Genomic DNA, 15,408 nt, shown 5'->3' on the forward strand with positions numbered 1-15,408 from the left:
CACAAAATTAGCTTGTGATCGCATAAACCGTCAGTTGCAGCTTGATGTAGCTTAATTTTTGAACTGTAAATTTGTAGTCGGGTTAGTCTACAGTTTTTTAGAACGATGCATTATGAAATTGATTCAAGAATAAAAGCTTTAAGAATATGAAACAGCGCCGTGCGAGCACGGCGCTGCAATCATTTATACAATCCATGATTTTAACGGTTGTAACCAGCCATGGTTTGCTCCGCAATTTGAACCAAGCGGCGAGTGATGTGTCCACCAATAGCTCCTGTATCACGTGTCGCCATGTTTCCATAGTACCCGTCTTGAGGGATTTGAATTCCGAGTTCTTGTGCTACCTCATATTTTAGCTGTTCCAATGCGGAAGTTGCTTGAGGTACGACTAACGCGTTTGTACGGTTGCGGCTTGCCATGATGAAGCACTCTCCTTTCTGAGATGTAAAGCGGTTTGCAAGCTTGCAAACATATTATGGCACGCCTTTTTCAACCTTATTCAAAAGAAAACGATTTTTTACCATATTAAAAAAATCGTCATTGAGCGCTGCCTAAGTTACACGGCTGAACATTCCCTACACACTCCGAAAAGTGATTGGTCACATCCTTTAAATAATGAATACACTTGAAGCAAAAAACGATTTCAGGCAAAATAATACCGAAATCGTTTTTATTACATGTGACATGAAGGAGAGTACAACTCATGAGCAAAAGCTTATCCCTTTTGTTTGCTGTAAGTTCCGTTATATTGTTAATCTTAACCGGCGCCTCGCTTAGCTACAGACAGCCGTGGCTGGCTCTGCTGTTTATCGTTTTGTACATATTCATGGTCGGTGCCGGCTTTATCGTGAAAGCAAAGATTCGCAGAAAGCAGCAAAACGATTAGTTTGGCAGCAAAAAGCCCATCTTCTCTTTCACTTCTTTAATCTTCTTCGATGCGGTAGCGTTCGCTTTCTCCGCACCTTTCTTTAAAATATCGTAAATTTCTCCAGATGAGCGGATTTCTTTGTAACGCTGTTGGATCGGCTCCAGCGTTCCAACAACCTGCTCAGCCAAATCCTTTTTGAAGTCCCCGTAGCCTTTCCCTTCGTATTTCTCCTCGATTTGCTGGACCGACAAACCAGAGCATTGCGCATAAATGCTAATCAAGTTCGTCACTTCAGGCTTTTTCTCTTTATCGAAACGAACGGACATATCCGAATCCGTGGTCGCCCGTTTGATTTTTTTGCGGATAACATCCGGTTCATCTAACAGCGCAATATAGCTCGATGGATTTGGACTGCTCTTGGACATTTTTTTGCTTGCATCGTCAAGCGCCATAATTCTAGCCCCTACTTCTGGAATATAGGGCTCCGGCACTTTCAGCGTATCGCCAAAGCGGTGATTGAACCTCTCGGACAAGTCCCGTGTCAGCTCCAAATGCTGCTTCTGATCGTCGCCCACCGGCACGTAATCGGCATCATACAGCAAAATATCTGCCGCCATCAATGTCGGATAAACGAACAGACCGGTAGGAATCGACTCCTTGCCCGCCGACTTATCTTTAAACTGGGTCATCCGTTCCAATTCCCCCATATAGGACAGCGTCGTCATGAGCCATCCAAGCTCCGCATGGGCAGGAACATGAGACTGTAAGAATACCGACGCTTTGTTCGGATCGATGCCCGCCGCCACATACAGGGAAGCCAGAGACTCGATCTGTTCTTTAAGCGCGGCCGGTTCCTGCGGTACAGTAATGGCGTGCAAATCGACTACCATAAAATAACACTCATATTCATGCTGCATCGTTACAAAATTTTTCAGTGCGCCAATGTAATTGCCGAGCGTTAAATTTCCGCTGGGCTGAATCCCTGAAAGTACTTTTTTCATATTTCTTTCCCCTTTCATCATCTTCACTTTTTTTCTTCATTTAAACAACAAAAAGAGCCCTTCTCCCATAGGGACGAAGAGCTCGTGGTGCCACCCTGATTCGCTTTGCTGCCTTGGATATACACACATTTCATTTCACTGCAGCTAACAGCCTCTGCTTCCTTAACGCGGAAGAAACGGATTCGCCTACTTTATTGCCATTTCGGGAATCTGCTCGAGGACCCACTTCGGCACAGACGTACACCGGCTTCTCAGCACCGCCGGCTCTCTGAAGTACGTTCATCATGCTTACTCTTTCCTGTCATTGCATTATCAATTTTATTTCCATGATCATGGTATTGTTGTTAATTTTAATGATCCGCGTATGCAATGTCAACTTAATCCTCTACTCTAGGCAGAAAATCAAAGATCGTTCCTTCTTCTAAGCTGTCAATCAGTCTTCCCAGCCACTTGTAATACTGAATTGCTTCCTTCATTTTCTTCAAATCCAGCTCCAGCAAACGCTTGGCATCGGCGTTATCCGTACATTCCTCTAATAAGGATTCGATTTCCTTCATCGACCTTTTGAGCGCCTGCATATTCATTTCCGTCAATTTTCGCCACTTGATGCTGAAATAATCGGCAAACGATTGGTACCAATCCCATTCCACTTCATATAAATCTTTTCTTGAGCCTTTCTCCCATACCTTGTTCACCATTTTCAAATCCATCAATGCCCGCATGCCCGTGCTCATGCTCGTTTTGCTCATGCCCATCACTTGACCCATTTCGTCCAGCGTAACAGGATGATCCTTAAAAAACATCTCTCCATATAAATGTCCGATCGACATGGTCACGCCGTAAAGCTCCATATTTTTACCCACCGTCTCAATTACGCGGTGTCTGGCCTTATTTAATTTAATCTGCTGCTCTTCCGCCAAGCTGTCAGTTGATGTCATCATTTCCCCTCCTAAGAGGACTTTATATTCCCTAGCATACTGCTTTTTTTAGTTACAACTCATTCTAAAAAATGTAATTCATAATGTAAAGCGTCATGTTGAAAAGGAATTGTAAGGAAAACGGAGCATACGGCAAGTAAAGTTCGTAAAGTTTTTACTGAACGTACGGTACGTACACTGAACACTTTTGACCCTTGATTTTCCTTCCCTTAGACTTGAAAGAGTAAACGCGACGGAGAAAGTAGGTGAGGCGCATGCCGCTCATTCAAGTAGAAAATTTAACGAAAATATTCGGTTCCGATCCGAAAAAAATTGCTCCACTATTAGAAAAGGGTTGGAGCAAAGAAAAGATTTTAAAGGAAACGAAGCATACCGTGGGGGTCAATCGGGCGAATTTTGAAATTCATCAAGGTGAAATATTCGTCATCATGGGATTATCGGGAAGCGGTAAGTCGACTTTAGTACGTCTGTTAAATCGACTCATCGAGCCGACTTCAGGCAAAGTGCTCATTCACGGCAAAAACCTTGTCGAGATGAATCAAGAAAAGCTTCGCGAGGTTCGGAGAAAACAAATGAGCATGGTTTTTCAGAAATTCGCTCTTTTCCCACATCGAACGGTTCTGCAAAATGTCGAATATGGTTTAGAAATTCAAGGCGTGGACAAAAAGCTTCGCAAAGAGAAAGCAACCGTTGCCCTCGAGCTAGTTGGGCTAAAAGGCTGGGAGAACCAATATCCAGACTCGCTTAGCGGCGGGATGCAGCAGCGTGTTGGACTCGCTCGCGGGCTTGCGAACGACCCGGAAATCTTACTCATGGACGAGGCTTTCAGCGCGTTGGACCCATTGATTCGCAAAGATATGCAGGATGAACTGCTGGAACTGCAGTCCAAAATGCAGAAAACGATCATCTTCATTACACACGATTTGGATGAAGCACTGCGGATTGGAGATCGCATTGCACTCATGAAAGACGGAAGCGTTGTACAAGTCGGCACACCGGAAGAAATTATGATGAATCCGGCAAACGACTACGTGGCGCGCTTTGTAGAAGATGTCGATGTGTCCAAGGTGCTGACCGCTTCTCATGTAATGCGCCGTGCAGAGGCCGTTACGATCGACCGCGGGCCGCGTGTCGCCCTCGAGCTAATGAGGAAAAACGGCATTTCCAGCTTATATGTGGTCGGTAAAGACCGGAAGCTGCTTGGGGCGGTTACAGCTGAAGATGCTTCAGCTGCCGTAAAGGAAGGGAAAAAGCTGGAGGACATTCTGATTCGGGAATTTCCGACTACCCATCCAGATACGCTGCTGTACGAATTATTCGATGCGATCAGCGTGGCGCGTATTCCGCTTGCTGTGATAGACGAAGAGCAGCGGTTAAAAGGACTCATTGTCCGAGGCGCGGTCTTAGGCGCTTTATCCGGCAACGGATTGGAAAAGGAGTGAGCTTATGTTAGGACACAGCTATGCCATAATCGGCTCCAAAATCCCCTTGTCAGATTGGGTGGATTCTGCCGAAGATTGGCTTAATGATCATCTCGGTTTTATATTTGAACGCATAACCAGTATTATTTCCGCCATCATTGAAGGATTAGAATGGAGCTTCGACTCTCTCCATCCTTTAGTCATGGTGCTGATTATAGCCCTGCTTGCCTTCCGTTTCGGCGGTTGGAAAGTGAGTCTGTTCTCCATCATTGGTCTGCTGCTCATTGAAAATTTAGGCTATTGGGACAATACGATGCAGACTTTGGCGCTCGTCGTCACCTCTGCACTCTGTTCCATCGTGATCGGAATTCCAGTAGGTATTCTAAGCGCGAAAAAAGCTTCCTTCTATAAAGTCATGCAGCCCATTTTGGACTTCATGCAGACGATGCCTGCTTTCGTGTACTTGCTCCCTGCCGTTACATTCTTCGGGTTAGGGGTGGTTCCGGGCGTAATCGCTTCGGTCATCTTTGCAGTACCTCCTACCATCCGCTTGACGTATTTAGGCATTCAGCAAGTACCTAAAGACTTAGTGGAAGCGGCCGATGCATTCGGTTCGACTTCGTCTCAAAAGCTGTTTAAGCTGCAGCTGCCGCTAGCCGTACCGACTATCATGGCGGGAATTAATCAGACGATTATGCTGTCCTTATCCATGGTTGTCATCGCATCGATGATTGGTGCGCAGGGTATCGGTTCCGATGTTTACCGGGCTGTAACTCAGGCGAAGACCGGGGTCGGCTTTGAATCTGGATTAGCCGTCGTCATCTTGGCGATCGTTCTCGATCGGATGACCCAAAATGTGATCAAATCGAACAATAAAAAATAACCGAAGGCTATGAAATTCGCTGGAAGCCTACTCATCATATGATGGCTTTCAGCACCACATTGGATGTTAAGAAAGTTCTACTTTCTTTTCAATAAATATAATGGAGGTCGAAAGAATGAAGAAACATGCACTTAAGCTTTTCACGTTAGCCATGGTGTTCACCTTGGTATTAGCCGCTTGTGGAGGAAATAACAGCAATAATAACACTGCTAATAATGCAAACAACAGCGGCAGCAACACGGCAACAGAGGACAATAACTCTGCAGCTGGAAGCGATGCAGGTAAAACCATTAAGCTTGCTTATGTCGCTTGGGACTCTGAAATCGCCAGCACGAATGTCATTAAAACCGTTCTGGAAACAAAACTGGATATGGACGTTGAGCTGATGCAGGTCGATGCGGGTCCAATGTGGTCCGGTATCGCCAACGGCAGTGCGGATGCGATGGTTGCCGGCTGGCTCCCTTCTACGCACCAAAGCTATCTGGATGAATATAAAGACGATGTCGTCGATCTTGGTCCGAATTTAGACGGAACGAAAACCGGATTAGTCGTACCAACCTATATGGATATTACATCGATCGAAGATTTGCTTAATAGTGAAGTCGGGGAACAAGTAGACTACACCATTACAGGGATTGAGCCAGGCGCAGGTATTATGATGGCGACAGAAACCGCTCTGACAGAATATGGTTTGGAAGATTGGACACTGCTTGAAAGCTCCTCTGCTGCCATGGCGAAGGAACTGGAAAGTGCATACAATGACGAAGAGCCCATTATTGTAACGGGTTGGACTCCTCACTGGAAATTCGCTAAATTCGATCTGAAATATTTAGAGGATCCAAAAGGTGTTTACGGCGGTGCTGAGCAAATCCATACCGTTGTGCGCAAAGGTCTGGAAGAAGACTTGCCGCAAGCTTACAAAGTGCTGGATCAGTTCGAATGGACTCCTGCCGATATGGAAGCGGTCATGATCGAAATCTTTGACGGTGCGACTCCAGAAGATGCAGCAGCAAACTGGGTTGAAGCCAACGAAGATAAGGTGAACGAGTGGTTGAAGTAATTACCTCTTTTTAAAGTGTGAAATTGAAAGCCATATTTATGGCGAATCCGAAAAAAATGCTGTGTCTAGGAATCCACTAGACACAGCATTTTTTATGCCAACATGTTACGGTTGAACCTCTTCCAGTACGACATTATCTAAATAGACTGTATGTGGAACAAAATTCTCTCCTGCAACATTATTGCTGCCCATAAAGAAGAATAACGTTGCTGCATCGTCATCTCCTGCTCCGGTAAATTCAAATTCAAAATGCTGTGTCGATTCGTTCAATGTTACCGTCTGCTCCAAGTTCACTGCGCTGCCATTCTCGATTTTAACCATAATCGGTTTATCAGCCGTTGAACGCATATCGAACGAAATGCGGTATGCTTTGCCTGGCTCGATTTGAACGTTTTCCTGGAAGCATTGTGTCGACCATAAAAACCAACCGTCATATCCGGTAAAATCGGCCTTCAATTCCCCGTTTTCCACCGAAAATTGCGCATTCGATCCGTCACCTTTATACTCTTTCCAGCCGTTCAAATCCGTATCGAATGCCCCATTCATAAGTGGCTGGGCAGAAGGCGCTGGCGCAGCGTCCTCCAGTTCAATGAAGTTCACTTGATCTAGCGTAATGGTGTGCGCTTCACCCACCTGCGGCTGACTGTCGATTCCTCCGCCGAAGCCGAATACCACGTTAGCGTACACATCGTCTGTCACAGACAGCACCATCTCATAAGTGCTCAGCTCTTGGTTAATCCCGAAAGCTTTTTCTGCGCCGTTTCCAACAGGTGCGTTGTTCGCCGTATTTTCCACCTTCGCTACTATGCTTCTTGGTGCCGTTGATGCTGCGTCGAACGTGAGCAAATATCTTTTGCCACCTTTCAGCTGCAGTCCTTCCTGCTTCACATGCGCATGCCAAAATTCCTGCCCTTCATAGCCGATGTGAGCTTTCATCTGTCCGTTCTCTGCGGTGACCGTGCCCACGGCGCCCGCATAATCCGCCACATGTGATACCCAGCCATTCATCCCCTGCTCGAACGATCCGTTCTGAAGCATGGACGCGGCATCTCTCGCACCTTGCACTTCCAGCACGATGTTGTCTACAATGATCTGATGGTTTGCTTGCGCACCAGGCAATTGTCCCAGTGAAAATTTCAGCGAGCTGGAAATGTCACCGGGCATCTCCATTTCGAAGGTATACTTTTGCATTTCAGAGGTTAGAACGACATTCTGATCAAAATATCGTGTATATGACGCATCCTCTATCGTTACTTCAATCTCACGATCGATCGTGGATCGTGCTTCGAACGACAGTCTATATTTTGCCCCCTTGTAGAGATCTAGAGCATCCTGGAACAGGAGTACGCTGTATGGCTGGCTGCCAGGTGCGTCGACTTGGATCGCCAGCTCTCCGTTTTCGTTCACGTTCGCTGAACCCGCACCACCTTCTGGAAGCACAAACTGCCAAGACTGCATTCCGTCATCAAATCTGCCGTTCTTGAGTGGGAACCACTCGATATTCGGATCTACATAAGAGCTCGTGCGAATCAGCTGCACGTTGTCAAGATATACATCGCCTCCGTTTCCTCCGACGTAGAATGCAAGCTGTGATAAATCTTGATTCGGCGATGGCATTGTAAATTGGAATTCATACGTATTCATTGATGCTCCGATCGTCTTCACGGCGTTAAAGAAAGATGCAGTTCCATTCTGGTCTCTTAGCTCCATACCGATTTCTCTTGGCTGATCGGCCCTCGCTTGAAACGAGAGCTTATACGTTTGACCTTGCAGAAGCTGAATGCCGTTCTGGAACACCGTCGTATCCTGTATCGAGGCGCCGCCATTTTCCACATGAACCTTTAATTCACGTGCTGCTTCGTCTACACTCATCGATGCTGCCGATGCACCTGCTGTATTCAGCTGCCAATATGTAAGGCGATCCATCTCCCCTTGATCAAAGGTTCCATTATATACATGGTTGCCGTCTCCCGCAGGGCTGTGTGCCGCATTGACATCTACACTCGGTTCTTCTACCTCCTTCAGCTGGACATTGCCGATCCATACGGGACTTGCATTCAAACCCAGATTAAACTCCAATCTTGTATTCAGGTTCGTCTCTTGGCTCATTTGGAACAAGAGCTTGTAGTTTTGCACTTCATGGGTCAGCTTATAAGGGTCGCTCGTGGCATACGTTTCGTAACCGCGATCCGCGTCTGCGCCAACTTTCACCTGTATCGTTCGGGACGTATCGGTTTTGGCATCGAAGTTGAGTTCATACCAGCGCCCTTTCACGATCGGAACATGCTGAACTAACTGCACCGAATACGTCTGATTGCCTGGCTGTGTAATATTCACTTTCGCATAATTGCGACCGGCCATCGCATCAATCGTCACGTATGCATCTCCGCCAAAATCAGCCACATGCAGCAAATTCCAGTAGCTGGTATTCGGAACCCCTTCAATGCCCGTTTCCCCTTCAACCGTCTGATCGAATTGAGGGTTGTAGACCAGGTTGCCGTCCGCCAGCGGCTGCCTTGCATCAGCTGGAATCGGCTCCTTCGGTACCTCGGGTTTCACCGGTTCGCGATAAGGTCTGCCTGTCAGTTCATACACGCGAATATAGTCAACTCTCAATTCTGCAGGAAATACCGTCGATTCATCCGGATCCCCGTCAAAATTGCCGCCGACGGCTAAATTCACAAGCAAATGGAATGCTTTGTCAAATGGCGCGGGATAAGCATAGTTCAAAGGCTGATTTAAGCCTTTGCTGTACCAATTGTTTTCCGTATGAAATAATTGTCCGTCGATGTACCAGCGCAGCTCTCCTGGCTCCCATTCCAATGCATAGGTATGCCAAGCGGTCGCTGGCGGATCAATCTGAATCGTTTTGCCGGTGTAGTTGTTCTTGGGCCAGGTCTCACCGGAATGAATCGTTCCCACTATTTCGTTGGGTCTGCTGCCCCATCCCTCAACAATGTCGATTTCACCGGAGGCGGCCCACACACCGTATTCGTTATTCTCCGGCAGCATCCAGATCGCAGGCCACAATCCTCTGCCTTCAGGGAATTTCGCGCGAGCTTCGAACCTACCGTAAGTCCAGCTCGCCAATCCTTTTGTCTTCATCCGTGCAGAAGTATATCCGAAGCCCTCATAATCTTCCTGCAGAGCGGTGATCACTAACTCCCCATCCTGCACCTTGGCATTCTCCGGACGATCCGTATAGTACTCCAGCTCGTTATTTCCCCAGCCTGGATTTTCGATGCCGTTCGTCAGATCAAAGGTCCACTTGGTGCGGTCGATTTCGCTTCCATTAAATTCATCGTTCCATACTAAACTCCAGTCTCCGACTTGTTCAGGAACATCCGAATTATCCCCGCCGTTATCGCTTCCACCGCCGCTGCCGCCGGTTCCGCCGCCAGCAGGAATTCCGGGAATAGAAGTGCCGTCTTGTGAGATCTGACCGTTTTCTACGGCATAGTCACTTCCTGCCTGAATCGTTTGACCATTCACCTTCACACCTTCTGCCCGATTGTCAAGAAGGCCAATTTGACCTTTAACCTGAATAGAGGTGTTCTCGGCCATTTGTTCAATCGTCAGTGCATCCACAACGACATCTTCAGCAATTTCTAGATCAGCAGTCGATTCAACCGTGATGGTTTTAGCACTTGTTCTCCCATCTAGTACAACTCTTACCTTGCCGCCCTTCTTATTCACCACAATATGATTTAGTGTCGAGTCGATCATATGAATACTATTCGAGCCGCCGGCATTGACATATACCGTTCCATCCACTTGGATCCCGTTCAGCACTGCATTCCCTTCGCCAACACCTGCAGATATGTATACATTTCCTTGAATGTGTGATGCTTTTAGCTCTACATCTGATTTACTGATGACCGCATGACTCGTAACCAGGGAAGCGGCTTCATTGAACCCTCCAACCATACGATCCAGCACGGAAACGAATTTCGATCTGGTCATGCCCTTCGAAGGCTGAACGGTTCCGTCTGCATATCCGCTGATAAACCCATTTGCAGCCATGCTTGCCAATGCCTGTTCAGCGAAACCGGCCGTCTGGGCACCGTCTTTAAATACAGACAAATCCCCTTCAGGCTCAAGCTTGAACAACGTTGCCAAAATATATGCTGCTTCTTGGCGAGTAACCGCTTGATCCGGTTTGAACGTACCATCTGGGTAGCCTTGTACATACCCGGCGGCTGCTGCACTTTTAATTGCAGCGGAATACCACTTTCCTTCACTTACGTCGCTAAATTGCACATCAGCTTTTTCATTAAAACCAAACACGCGATTGATTAACATGATGAATTCAGCGCGCGAAATCTGTTGATCCGGTTTGAACGTACCGTCCGGAAGACCGCTGATAACGCCGCGTTTCGTCCAGTGATCTATTTCATCTTTCGCCCAATGGTTTGTTACATCGCTAAATGGCGCTTCCGGTTCTAAGGGTGCATTGTCTGCCGATGCAAAAGGAATCGCATAAACTAAAATCATGGCTAAAATCACAATGATTGAACATGCCCTTTTCATTCGACTTGTCCTCCCGAATTTGTATTCAACTTACATTTTGTAGATTTTAAAATATTGAGATCTAGCTGCAATCGCTTTTGTGAACAACCAAAACTTGGTGACCAAGGAACGAACTCAAGGATTCTGCAAACTTAATCTGCACACTAGATTGTACGTTGGTGTGTTCAGCCAGAGAGGATCTCCGTATGTTTCAAGCCAATCTCCTCTCGCAATTGTTCGATTTTATCAATAGGAATGTCATCACCTCCCTAATAAGTCCTGTTCACACGACTCTTAGCAATCATGCCAAGCAAAATGATTAAAGAACGGTTTCTTATATTTCTCACAATATGTAAACGCTATCAATGGAAAGTGCAATCCACCATTGAAAGAAGATCCTTATGACGATGATCCTTCGCTTATATCACCTGATACACGATTGTCGGAGCAGTAGAACTTAGAGGCGTATCTGATTCGATATTTGCTAGCTCCGAACTTTTTCGCTTTAATATTTTTTCGCTTCAAGCAGATTACGAAAATTTTTTAGTCCTAGAAGAGGAAACGGATCATACTTTCTGAAATTTCCTTCTTCTGCATCTCATGGTCTCCCTGCGGGGTTATTCAATGATTCGCGTGATTATCCCTTCTCTATCCTCCTATAGGAATGGAAACCCTTTCAAAATGAATTATCATGGTTTTTTCGAAAATTGTAAAGAATGATTTTCGTAAAATTACGAAAATAAACGAAAATATTCCCGTTTGATACTTTTCTATGATGTCTTTCTTGCAATGTATAATGAAGCCTGTGCTTCATGACTTAAGGTAATTCGTTGACGATTCTGCAAACGAAAGGTTATGATAAAGAACATATTATTATTCGAAAATTTTCGTTCATCCAAACCGCATGAATGGAGGGGCAATAATGATGAATATAAAAACCATTGCCAAAATGTCTGGTGTCTCCGTATCTACGGTTTCAAAAATCATAAATAACTACCCGGATATTAGTGAAGAGACCCGCACAAAGGTTCTTCGAATTATGGAGGAAATCGGTTATCGTCCAAGTTTGAACACGAAATCAACTACTTTTCGAAAATCAAAAATGGTAGGCGTCGTATTTGCCGGCAAATTAAACGTAGATTTTACACATCCTTTTTTCGTCGATGTCATCAATGCTTTCAAAAAACAGATAGGTTTGCTCGGATACGATTTGCTGTTTTTCTCCAACGAAAAATTTCTTGACGGCGGCGAGGATTACTTAGCCCGCTGCAGACATTTCCAAGTCGACGGCTGCATTATTATCGCCGGTGACGAAGTAGAGTCCAGCGTCTACGACTTAGACCAAAGCGAGATCCCTTGTGTCGGGGTCGACATCAAGCTGAGCGAAAAGAACTCCGCATTCATTATGTCGGATAATGAGAAAATTTCATCTAAAGTCGTCGAGCATTTTTATTTGAACGGATACCGTGATATTGGTTTTCTAGGGATTGATCGTTATTCCGAGGTCACAAGCACACGCGAGAAGGCCTTTATCAATTCCTTGCAAAACTTCGGTCTCGCTTACCGTAAGGACTGGTTTGTTTACAGTCAGGACTTTCGTGAAGAAGACGGTTATCAAGCAGTTAAACAATTAACGGACCGAACGGATCAGCTCCCGCAAGCTATTTTCGCTGTCACCGACTTGCTCGCTTTCGGAGCAATTCGTGCATTAAAGGAGAAAGGCTATCGTGTGCCGCAGGATGTTGCGGTAATCGGCTGCGATGATATTGATGCATGCCGTTATACAGATCCTCCGCTGACAACCGTGAAGCAGGATAAGCAAAAAATCGGACGGCTTGCTGCATTGATGCTGTTCGATCTGATGAATAAACAAATGGATGTCAAACGTATTATGGTTGAACCAGAGTTGGTCATTCGTCAATCCTGCGGCGGATCAGGTATTTGGTCTTCTGCTAATCCTATTACGCAATCCAGTTAAACATCTCAGCCTTGTCAAATGATTAACCTGAAGCACGTTCTTGACGTTTACTGACCTATTACTAAAAAGGAGCAGCCCTCTCTTGGGCTGCTTCCTTACCTGTATGCTTCCACTTCAAGATCCACCTAACCACGATCCCCGAATTCATGCCTGAAGTACATCATCCCATCTTCATCCTGCATGAAATAATCTATCTATCTCACATCATTCATTTTCAAATTTAAAAAAGCTGCTCCTAATGAATGTTCACTAGAAACAGCTCATTTCGATTTCCTGTTACTGAGAAAGCAGGTTGGCCATGTTGTAATTGGATTCGAAAACAACGCTGGTTGTCAGCAAATTTTTACGAAGCGCAAATTCATATTGAATTTCTCCGTGTGTCCAATGCTTATGCTTCAGCGATTCGATCGCCATATTGCGAAATGCCCGAATCTGCTCAGCCGATAAGCCTTTTCCACTATCGTTCAAATCTCCATTGATCGTTTCGATCGGGTCATGTCTAACTCCGAACTTGCCTATCTCATTATTACGAATATGAATAAAAATAAGTCCTGAAGATAAATGAACGAGTTCTTTGGAAATTTGCTTAAATACCAAATCCACTTGTCTAGCCAAGGAAACCATCGATGACATCAATCCACCTCCTTCGACATCTATTCTCCAATTGTAAAATCAACCCAATGAATTATAGGTCTTGTGACTCATTATACTCCGAAAACATTCCTCCATCAACATAATTTTACAAATTTTATGGGTCATTAGGAGGTGATGTTCAGTTCAATGATGTTGTGATCTGGATCGAGAATAAATATTTGCGGGAATCCAGCCTTGCTCTCTCTCCTTGCTTCGTAGGCAATCCCTTTGCTGTCAAGCCACCGAACCGCTTCATCAAAATCGTCTATACTTAACGCAAAATGCCCGTCCCTCGTATCGATTCCGCCGCTGCGTCCGGTTTCCCCCTGATGTACCAGCAAATGCAGCTGCTGCCCGGTAGCTCCTATAGAGAACCACACCCCCGGAAAACCTAAATCCGGTCTCTGCATTTGCTGCAAGCCCAGAACTTCCTCATAAAACCTGACGGCTCTTTCCAAATCCGTAACAATGAGACTGACATGATGAATTCGAGCTATTTTCATCTTTTTCACACATCCTTTTCGACAAATAATGATGGAAACAGTCTTTCATAGACCAATTTTACCAATAATGGTATAATGATGACATCTTAACCATGACAATAGACGCATGGCACCTGCCTTTGCCTCATGAGAACCGATGGACAGACGCATGCGACTGTGTCACTGAATACATAAGAGGAGTTCGATGCTATGGAATGGATGAACAAGCTTTCCTTTAGGCAAAAACTGCTGCTGGGCTGTTACGGAATCGTGGGACTTTTTGCTGTGATCATGCTTATTTTTGTAACCGCTTTAAGTTCCAACTCACTGATCGGTATTATAATCATCGCTGTGATGCTGATCGCGGTCTATCCTCTTGCCGGCATGCTGGAAAAATGGCTGACTGGACCGATTCATGAAATGTCCGTCATCGCTCTAAGTATCGCCAAAGGAGACTTTACGAGCAAAGTGGATATCCAGTCGAACGATAGTCTCGGCGAGCTGGCAGATTCCTTCAACAAGATGACCGACAAGCTGAAAACCATTTTGAACGATACCCGCTCTTTAACGAAGCACGTCTCGGATACAAGTACAGACATTTATCAGAAAAACTCGGGCATGAAGGAAGTCATTGATCAAGTCACGCATGCGACCGATGAACTTGCAGTCGGCGCGGGTAAAATTTCAGAGGATGTTTCTCACATTTCTACATCGGTCAAGGATATTGAGAATAAAGTGAACAGCTATGCTCAATCTACAAGAGAAATGCACACCCACTCCGGGCAAATGCTCGAATTGGTTGAAATCGGACGGAATGCAGTGGAAACCCAAAGCGCTGGTGTAAAACGAAATGTCGCTGCCTCCAACAACGTATCTAAAGCCATAGAAGAGCTGGCAGCTCAGGCAAAAGGGATTTCCAAAATTACGCAGAGCATTTCCGAAATGGCAGAACAAACCAATCTATTGTCGCTAAATGCCTCGATCGAGGCCGCTAGAGCAGGAGAACACGGGAAAGGCTTCGCCGTCGTCGCCCAAGAGGTTCGTAATTTGGCTGAAGAATCCTCCTCCTCTACGAAAGAAGTATTCAGCCTCGTCAAGAGCATTGAGCAGGGCATTCAGCAGGCCACATACAACATTCGTGTCAACGAGGAAGTCGTGCAGGAGCAAAACCGCCTAATCTCCGAAACCGAAAATGTATTTGCTGATATCGTCCACAGCGTCAAATTTATCTCTGAACAAATTGAGCTGTTCACCTTAGAAAGCGAAAACATGCTGCAGAGCGCAAAACAGATCTCCGCCTCGATGGAGAACATCTCCGCCATCACAGAGCAATCGGCAGCTGGTACGGAACAGGTATCCGCATCGATTCGAGAACAAATATCCGCTGTCGAGGACATGGTTGCTCAATCGGAGAAAATGTCTACCATGGTTTCCAAGCTGCAGAGAACGATCGATGTCTTTAAGTTTTAAGGAAGAACGAGCCGCCGAGGATTATACCACGGCAGCTCTTTTTTCTGTGAAAGCCGTATTTCCTCGTATTACCGTTGTCGCTGGAACAAAGCGGGGGCCAAGAACACTTGAGTCTAAAGAAGGCAACAGGATGCCCGGTAGAACGAATTTCGTCTACAAGGTATA

General features: G+C 45.7%; 13 protein-coding genes and 1 other annotated feature. Of the genes, 7 read left to right on the top strand and 6 right to left on the bottom strand.

Going from position 1 to position 15,408, the window contains the following annotated elements; all coding sequences use genetic code 11:
• Positions 1 to 200: 200 nt before the first annotated feature.
• On the bottom strand, positions 201 to 419 hold the full coding sequence (locus ACFPXP_RS09740; RefSeq protein ID WP_379894015.1) for a small, acid-soluble spore protein, alpha/beta type: 219 nt from the start codon (positions 417 to 419) through the stop codon (positions 201 to 203).
• 284 nt (positions 420 to 703) lie between these two features.
• Between ACFPXP_RS09740 and ACFPXP_RS09745 the strand changes: the two genes are divergently transcribed.
• A complete protein-coding gene (locus ACFPXP_RS09745) occupies positions 704 to 886 on the top strand; it encodes a DUF5325 family protein (RefSeq protein WP_379894016.1) in 183 nt (60 codons plus the stop codon).
• On the opposite strand, the gene trpS is transcribed toward ACFPXP_RS09745, so the two are convergent.
• Positions 883 to 1,869, bottom strand: a complete 987-nt coding sequence (trpS, locus tag ACFPXP_RS09750; RefSeq protein ID WP_379894017.1) for a tryptophan--tRNA ligase — start codon at positions 1,867 to 1,869, stop codon at positions 883 to 885. The genes ACFPXP_RS09745 and trpS overlap by 4 nt on opposite strands.
• A 66-nt stretch (positions 1,870 to 1,935) precedes the next feature.
• Positions 1,936 to 2,183 (bottom strand) — a binding site (T-box leader).
• A 63-nt stretch (positions 2,184 to 2,246) separates the two neighbouring features.
• Positions 2,247 to 2,807 carry a GbsR/MarR family transcriptional regulator gene (locus ACFPXP_RS09755; RefSeq protein ID WP_379894026.1) on the bottom strand — a complete coding sequence of 187 codons (561 nt, stop codon included), beginning with the start codon at positions 2,805 to 2,807 and terminating at the stop codon, positions 2,247 to 2,249.
• Positions 2,808 to 3,061: 254 nt separating this feature from the next.
• Here ACFPXP_RS09755 and ACFPXP_RS09760 point away from each other — a divergent pair, with 254 nt between their 5' ends.
• The 3 genes from ACFPXP_RS09760 (at position 3,062) to ACFPXP_RS09770 (ending at position 6,171) form a co-directional block, all read left to right on the top strand.
• Complete coding sequence (locus tag ACFPXP_RS09760; RefSeq protein WP_379894018.1) at positions 3,062 to 4,249, top strand: quaternary amine ABC transporter ATP-binding protein; 1,188 nt, start codon at positions 3,062 to 3,064, stop codon at positions 4,247 to 4,249.
• A 4-nt stretch (positions 4,250 to 4,253) separates the two neighbouring features.
• Positions 4,254 to 5,111, top strand: a complete 858-nt coding sequence (locus tag ACFPXP_RS09765) for an ABC transporter permease (RefSeq protein ID WP_379894019.1) — start codon at positions 4,254 to 4,256, stop codon at positions 5,109 to 5,111.
• A 115-nt stretch (positions 5,112 to 5,226) separates the two neighbouring features.
• Positions 5,227 to 6,171 carry a glycine betaine ABC transporter substrate-binding protein gene (locus ACFPXP_RS09770; protein WP_379894020.1) on the top strand — a complete coding sequence of 315 codons (945 nt, stop codon included), beginning with the start codon at positions 5,227 to 5,229 and terminating at the stop codon, positions 6,169 to 6,171.
• A gap of 105 nt (positions 6,172 to 6,276) precedes the next feature.
• Here ACFPXP_RS09770 and ACFPXP_RS09775 read toward each other — a convergent pair whose 3' ends face one another.
• On the bottom strand, positions 6,277 to 10,701 hold the full coding sequence (locus tag ACFPXP_RS09775; protein WP_379894021.1) for a carbohydrate binding domain-containing protein: 4,425 nt from the start codon (positions 10,699 to 10,701) through the stop codon (positions 6,277 to 6,279).
• A gap of 904 nt (positions 10,702 to 11,605) precedes the next feature.
• Between ACFPXP_RS09775 and ACFPXP_RS09780 the strand changes: the two genes are divergently transcribed.
• Positions 11,606 to 12,658, top strand: coding sequence for a LacI family DNA-binding transcriptional regulator (locus ACFPXP_RS09780; protein WP_379894027.1), 1,053 nt, complete (start codon positions 11,606 to 11,608; stop codon positions 12,656 to 12,658).
• A 276-nt stretch (positions 12,659 to 12,934) separates the two neighbouring features.
• On the opposite strand, the gene ACFPXP_RS09785 is transcribed toward ACFPXP_RS09780, so the two are convergent.
• Both ACFPXP_RS09785 and ACFPXP_RS09790 read right to left on the bottom strand, forming a co-directional pair.
• On the bottom strand, positions 12,935 to 13,291 hold the full coding sequence (locus ACFPXP_RS09785; RefSeq protein WP_379894022.1) for an O-methyltransferase: 357 nt from the start codon (positions 13,289 to 13,291) through the stop codon (positions 12,935 to 12,937).
• A gap of 125 nt (positions 13,292 to 13,416) precedes the next feature.
• Positions 13,417 to 13,794, bottom strand: a complete 378-nt coding sequence (locus ACFPXP_RS09790; protein ID WP_379894023.1) for a VOC family protein — start codon at positions 13,792 to 13,794, stop codon at positions 13,417 to 13,419.
• Between the two features lie 189 nt (positions 13,795 to 13,983).
• Between ACFPXP_RS09790 and ACFPXP_RS09795 the strand changes: the two genes are divergently transcribed.
• Together ACFPXP_RS09795 and ACFPXP_RS09800 are read left to right on the top strand one after the other, a co-directional pair.
• Positions 13,984 to 15,243, top strand: coding sequence for a methyl-accepting chemotaxis protein (locus tag ACFPXP_RS09795; RefSeq protein ID WP_379894024.1), 1,260 nt, complete (start codon positions 13,984 to 13,986; stop codon positions 15,241 to 15,243).
• On the top strand, positions 15,227 to 15,408 hold a 182-nt coding region (locus tag ACFPXP_RS09800), incomplete at its 3' end, for a hypothetical protein (protein ID WP_379894025.1). The genes ACFPXP_RS09795 and ACFPXP_RS09800, both read left to right, overlap by 17 nt.

Origin of the sequence: Marinicrinis lubricantis (genome assembly GCF_042658665.1) — a bacterium.
GTDB classification, from domain to species: Bacteria; Bacillota; Bacilli; order Paenibacillales; family KCTC-33676; genus Marinicrinis; species Marinicrinis lubricantis.

Bases quoted from the DNA above. Each gene is read 5' to 3' on its own strand.
- ACFPXP_RS09785 (WP_379894022.1), bottom strand. From the start codon at position 13,291: ATGTCATCGATGGTTTCCTTGGCTAGACAAGTGGATTTGGTATTTAAG.
- ACFPXP_RS09745 (WP_379894016.1), top strand. From the start codon at position 704: ATGAGCAAAAGCTTATCCCTTTTGTTTGCTGTAAGTTCCGTTATATTG.
- ACFPXP_RS09755 (WP_379894026.1), bottom strand. From the start codon at position 2,807: ATGACATCAACTGACAGCTTGGCGGAAGAGCAGCAGATTAAATTAAAT.
- ACFPXP_RS09770 (WP_379894020.1), top strand. From the start codon at position 5,227: ATGAAGAAACATGCACTTAAGCTTTTCACGTTAGCCATGGTGTTCACC.
- ACFPXP_RS09740 (WP_379894015.1), bottom strand. From the start codon at position 419: ATGGCAAGCCGCAACCGTACAAACGCGTTAGTCGTACCTCAAGCAACT.
- trpS (WP_379894017.1), bottom strand. From the start codon at position 1,869: ATGAAAAAAGTACTTTCAGGGATTCAGCCCAGCGGAAATTTAACGCTC.
- ACFPXP_RS09765 (WP_379894019.1), top strand. From the start codon at position 4,254: ATGTTAGGACACAGCTATGCCATAATCGGCTCCAAAATCCCCTTGTCA.
- ACFPXP_RS09790 (WP_379894023.1), bottom strand. From the start codon at position 13,794: ATGAAAATAGCTCGAATTCATCATGTCAGTCTCATTGTTACGGATTTG.
- ACFPXP_RS09775 (WP_379894021.1), bottom strand. From the start codon at position 10,701: ATGAAAAGGGCATGTTCAATCATTGTGATTTTAGCCATGATTTTAGTT.
- ACFPXP_RS09795 (WP_379894024.1), top strand. From the start codon at position 13,984: ATGGAATGGATGAACAAGCTTTCCTTTAGGCAAAAACTGCTGCTGGGC.
- ACFPXP_RS09760 (WP_379894018.1), top strand. From the start codon at position 3,062: ATGCCGCTCATTCAAGTAGAAAATTTAACGAAAATATTCGGTTCCGAT.
- ACFPXP_RS09780 (WP_379894027.1), top strand. From the start codon at position 11,606: ATGAATATAAAAACCATTGCCAAAATGTCTGGTGTCTCCGTATCTACG.